This is a genomic window from Halomonas sp., assembly GCF_052095695.1.
Lineage (GTDB): Bacteria > Pseudomonadota > Gammaproteobacteria > Pseudomonadales > Halomonadaceae > Vreelandella.
Window position 1 is genome coordinate 1 of the sequence record NZ_JBQDLQ010000048.1, and the last position, 4,195, is coordinate 4,195.

Genomic DNA, 4,195 nt, shown 5'->3' on the forward strand with positions numbered 1-4,195 from the left:
CACAGAAAAATATCAACGTTCCGTACGAACTCATTGCTTAATCCTTACGCATAACAGCGTATTAGACGGCGTGCCCTATGCTTGAATGAACGTGCTGGCACTTTTTCCCGGCTAATGCAGCCTGTCAGATTCTCCCAATCCTATGATCTTTCGAGTCATTAATTTCCATTAGGCTACATATCCAAAACTCGCGTGCCTGCTGCATTTCCCGGCACGACCGTTTCGGATCGAAAGCGGCCATTGAGAGCCCTAAATTACGCCTCTGCTCTACTGTCCTGGCTCCGATTAATTATCTTCACAGATTTTGCAATCTACTCACCTGGAAAAATTAAACAACTCTACTTAGCCTAAAATTTAACAGACTATGCATGACCACGTTATTAGCCATTAGCCGTCTGTCATGTAGCTTTATCCATTCCCATATAGCAGCTACCAAACGGATTGGTCGCCGCATGCTGCCTGAGAGACAAATGCTAAACGACCTCTCCGTTTAATTAGCGGCGAGGTCGCTGCGCTGAGGGGTGCCGCTTGTTAAGGCGTTTGCGCTTCTTCGCGCATTACATTGAGCGAGGTGATTTCAATGCTAAGCGCAGTACGCGTTTTTTCTAAATTACTTACCTGTTCACCAACATTAGTAAGTTGCGTATTGGCCTCATCAACCTGGGCGTTTAGCTCATTGAGCTGCGCTTCAGCTTCATTGCGGGCTTCTTCTGCGTCTTGGCGCGACTGTTGTGCGGCGTCGCGGGCAGCTTCTTCGGCCTCTTCATGGGCTTTTTCGACCTCACTTACCTGCTCACCAACCGCAGTAAGCTGCGTATTGGCCTCATCAATCTTGGCATTTAACTCATCGAGCCGTGCTTCAGCTTCACTGCGGGCCTCTTCTGCTTCTTGGCGCGCCTGCTGAGCTTCGTCACGGGCAGCTTCGGCCTCTTCATTGTCTTTTTCGACCTGGGCGTACGTTTCATTCAGTTCATCAAGGCGATCCTGCCTTTCGTCTATCTGCTCGTTAAGGGTGCCCGTTTCTTTTTCGCGGGTCTCACGCTCACCGCGTAACGCGGTCAAATCGTCTTCAGTATTGGCAATGTCTGCACGTGTCGACGCTAGCGCCGCTTCAGCCTCAGCTTGCTCAACCTCAAGATTACCCATCCGCTGCTGCAGCGTTGCCAGGTCAAGCTCTGCCGCTTCTACGTCGGTCATCTGTGCCTGAATCTGCTGGTGCTGACGCTCAGTTTCTGCAAAGCGTGTTTCCAGTGCCTCGATACTATCTTTTCGCGACCCTGCAATGGTGTGCGCGACGGCGGCCCAGATCACTGCAATAGCGGTGATGGCTAAAATCACCTTTACACGGTTATCGCTTAACAGTGTGGTTGTTGATGATGAATTCGTCCCTGCCATTGGTGCATCCTCTCTCTTGATTAGCATCTACTGGTATCGTTAATGAGGGCAGCTAGCGCCTGTAGATCAGCAGCCCGCTGTCTGATCAAATATTATCATGGCAATACTACAACGAGTGGGCTCAGTATTGCGGTTAGTCACTGAGATGACATCTTTTAACCTCGACGTTAGCAGATAGTAATGAACAGGCAATAGTTAGCCACATCACGCCATTGGTTACCTTCATTTCTGGATCGCGAACACGGTAAGCTTGCGACAACCTCTCTGCTGAGTAACGTACTCAATGAAAGATACCCACTGGATTATCGGCCCGGGGGCCATTGGCCGCCTATTGGCCCATTCGCTTTCGCCTTTAACGGCCACAACGCTAATCGGTCGCCGTGCGCTGCCTGAACAACAAGCGGTTACCACGCCAGAAGGCGAGCAGCGTTTACAGCATTTGAAATTGTGCACGTTGGAGCAGATCGCGCCTAAAGCACATGCATTGCCCGGCTATTTGCATATCACTACGAAAGCGATGGCCGCTGAGACAGCGCTGGCAAGTCTTGCTGATGTGACTCCTACGACGACTCCGCTGATACTGTGGCAAAACGGTTTTTTAGCGCAGCCGCGTATTACTCATGCGTGGCCCGGGCCTGTGTTGTGTGCCACCACCACGGAAGGCGCTTACTTAACGGGCGATGATAGCGTGGTGCATGCGGGGCATGGGCATACATTTATAGGGGATCTAAACAATCAGCACGGCGGGCTCGCGCAAGCGCTTGCCCAAACATTAAACCAGGCAGGGCTTGGTGCTACCGCGGTGGATGATATTCGTAGCCGCCTATGGCAGAAACTGGCGGTGAACGCGGCGATTAATCCACTGGTGGCACTAAATGGCGTGCGTAACGGCGAGTTACGGGATGCGGCGTATTCAGGCCAGGTAGTGGCAGTGGTGAAAGAAGTCGCGGCCATTATGATAGCCGAGGGCACTCAGCCACCGAGTGAGGCAACCGATGAAAACGCGTGGCTGTCGATGGTGTGGCAGGTAGTGAAGAACACTGCCAATAATAAGGCGTCGATGTTGCAGGATGTAGAGGCGAAACGCCCTACCGAGCGCGGGGCAATTTTGGGGCCGTTAATCGAAAGCGCCCAGCGCCATGGTTTGGCATACAAGGTGTTGCGGGAGTTGGATGAGGCGTTGGCCGAAGTAGAAGCGAGTTATTTAGGGAACCTCTGATTAGGCACTCTTCGTCATTAAGGAAAGGTCGCCCGCTAATGTTTGGATAACCTGCTAGACTGAATACGAGCCTGATTCACCATAGGCACTGGCTGTCGTGACTTAGCTCAGGAGAAGAAAATGGGATCCAAAGAAGAGAGAGACGTAGAGAAAGGCTATCCTAAGGCCGATTTCGTGGCCAAGCTTAGGCGACTGGCAGATGCTATCGAGAACGGGGAACGTTTCGATATTCAGATAGCAGGCGAGCGCATCTACGTCCCCGTGCGAGCCGAATTCACTATTGAGCACGAACGCTCAGATGATGAAGAGGAAATTGAGTTTCAGATTAAATGGCAAAATGAGTAGTGTTTGAATTGAGTTGTGTGCGTGATACCAAGGGCAGCTTTGCTGCCCTCCCGCGGGTGCCTCGTTTCTCGCTGCGCTCGCCACTCGTTACCACGCGCTACAACATCATTCACACCGATGCCAATGACCCAGCTGGCGCCACACATTAGGCACACCGACGCCCACTATTTAAGTAACCGGAATTACTACCACTTTTTGGAAGCTAGGGCGTTCGGTTAGCTGCTGGTACCAGCGCTCCAGGTGGGGGCGCGGCTGCCAGGTCAGACCGATATTCCATAAGTTGTAGATAAACGGCGCGACGGCAATATCGCCCAGGCCAAACTCATCGCCTGAAAACCATGCCTGTTTGGCGAGTGCGTTATCTAGCAGTTCAAACAGCTTTTCGCACGCCTGCATGCTCGCTTCAAGAGCAGCGTGATTGCGTTTTTCTGGGGGTGTTCTGACATAGCCCATTAGGATCGTGCGGTGACTTGGCGATAAGGTGCTGTTCGACCAATCCATCCACTTTTCAGCCTGCGCCCGTTCGGCGGGGGCTTGGATCCACAGCTTACTTTGCCCGTACTGCGCGGCCAAGTAGCGAATAATCGTATTGGATTCCCACAGTACGCTGTTGGTGGCGTCATCTTTAAGTAGCGGCACTAGCCCTGTGGGATTCATGGCGAGGTACTCCGCAGTGTCATTCACCCCGTGTTGAAGCCCCGCATGGATTTGCTCAAAGGGCAGTTCAAGCTCTTCTAACACCCACAGCACTTTTTTAACGTTGGTGGAGTTATTGCGACCCCAAAGCGTGATCATGGCAGTCCTTATATTTGCGCATAGAGAGGGAGGTTGAGTTTACTCCCCAACGCTACTGTTTATCTTGATAAAACTGCATCAGACTTGAGAAGTCGAGCTTACCGTTACCCTTGGCTTTGTGCAGGGTGAACAGCGAGCGAGCGGCGGAGCCCATGGGCACCGCAGAGGTACTTTGCTGGCTGACATCCATGGCGAGACCTAAATCTTTGATCATCAGGTCCACCTGAAAACCGCCCTGGTAATTTTTGGAAGCAGGTGCGTTTTCCATCACGCCTGGATAGGGGTTATACACATTTAACGCCCAGTTACCGCCAGAGCTTTGCTGCATAATTTCTGACAGTACAGCAGGATCGAGGCCATTTTTAACGCCCATATTGATCGCTTCACAGGTGCCTGCCATTAGGATGGATAGCAGCATGTTGTTGCACACTTTAGCCACCT

5 protein-coding genes are annotated in these 4,195 nt (G+C 51.9%); 2 read left to right on the plus strand and 3 right to left on the minus strand.

The window, feature by feature from the left end:
- Positions 1 to 531: 531 nt before the first annotated feature.
- Complete coding sequence (locus tag ACTH5D_RS10995; RefSeq protein ID WP_441671148.1) at positions 532 to 1,395, minus strand: hypothetical protein; 864 nt, start codon at positions 1,393 to 1,395, stop codon at positions 532 to 534.
- Between the two features lie 283 nt (positions 1,396 to 1,678).
- Here ACTH5D_RS10995 and ACTH5D_RS11000 point away from each other — a divergent pair, with 283 nt between their 5' ends.
- Together ACTH5D_RS11000 and ACTH5D_RS11005 are read left to right on the plus strand one after the other, a co-directional pair.
- Entirely contained in the window at positions 1,679 to 2,614 is a 936-nt protein-coding gene (locus tag ACTH5D_RS11000; RefSeq protein WP_441671150.1) for a ketopantoate reductase family protein, read from the plus strand.
- Positions 2,615 to 2,734: 120 nt separating this feature from the next.
- Entirely contained in the window at positions 2,735 to 2,959 is a 225-nt protein-coding gene (locus tag ACTH5D_RS11005) for an amphi-Trp domain-containing protein (protein WP_250063878.1), read from the plus strand.
- 168 nt (positions 2,960 to 3,127) lie between these two features.
- Here the strand turns inward: ACTH5D_RS11005 and ACTH5D_RS11010 are convergent, their stop codons facing one another.
- Together ACTH5D_RS11010 and ACTH5D_RS11015 are read right to left on the minus strand one after the other, a co-directional pair.
- On the minus strand, positions 3,128 to 3,754 hold the full coding sequence (locus tag ACTH5D_RS11010; protein ID WP_441671152.1) for a glutathione S-transferase family protein: 627 nt from the start codon (positions 3,752 to 3,754) through the stop codon (positions 3,128 to 3,130).
- Positions 3,755 to 3,806: 52 nt separating this feature from the next.
- Positions 3,807 to 4,195: NAD-binding protein (locus tag ACTH5D_RS11015; protein ID WP_441671154.1), on the minus strand; the 389-nt coding region annotated here is incomplete at its 5' end.

Coding starts and splice junctions, on each gene's coding strand:
- ACTH5D_RS10995 (WP_441671148.1), bottom strand. CDS start 1,395: ATGGCAGGGACGAATTCATCATCAACAACCACACTGTTAAGCGATAAC.
- ACTH5D_RS11000 (WP_441671150.1), top strand. CDS start 1,679: ATGAAAGATACCCACTGGATTATCGGCCCGGGGGCCATTGGCCGCCTA.
- ACTH5D_RS11005 (WP_250063878.1), top strand. CDS start 2,735: ATGGGATCCAAAGAAGAGAGAGACGTAGAGAAAGGCTATCCTAAGGCC.
- ACTH5D_RS11010 (WP_441671152.1), bottom strand. CDS start 3,754: ATGATCACGCTTTGGGGTCGCAATAACTCCACCAACGTTAAAAAAGTG.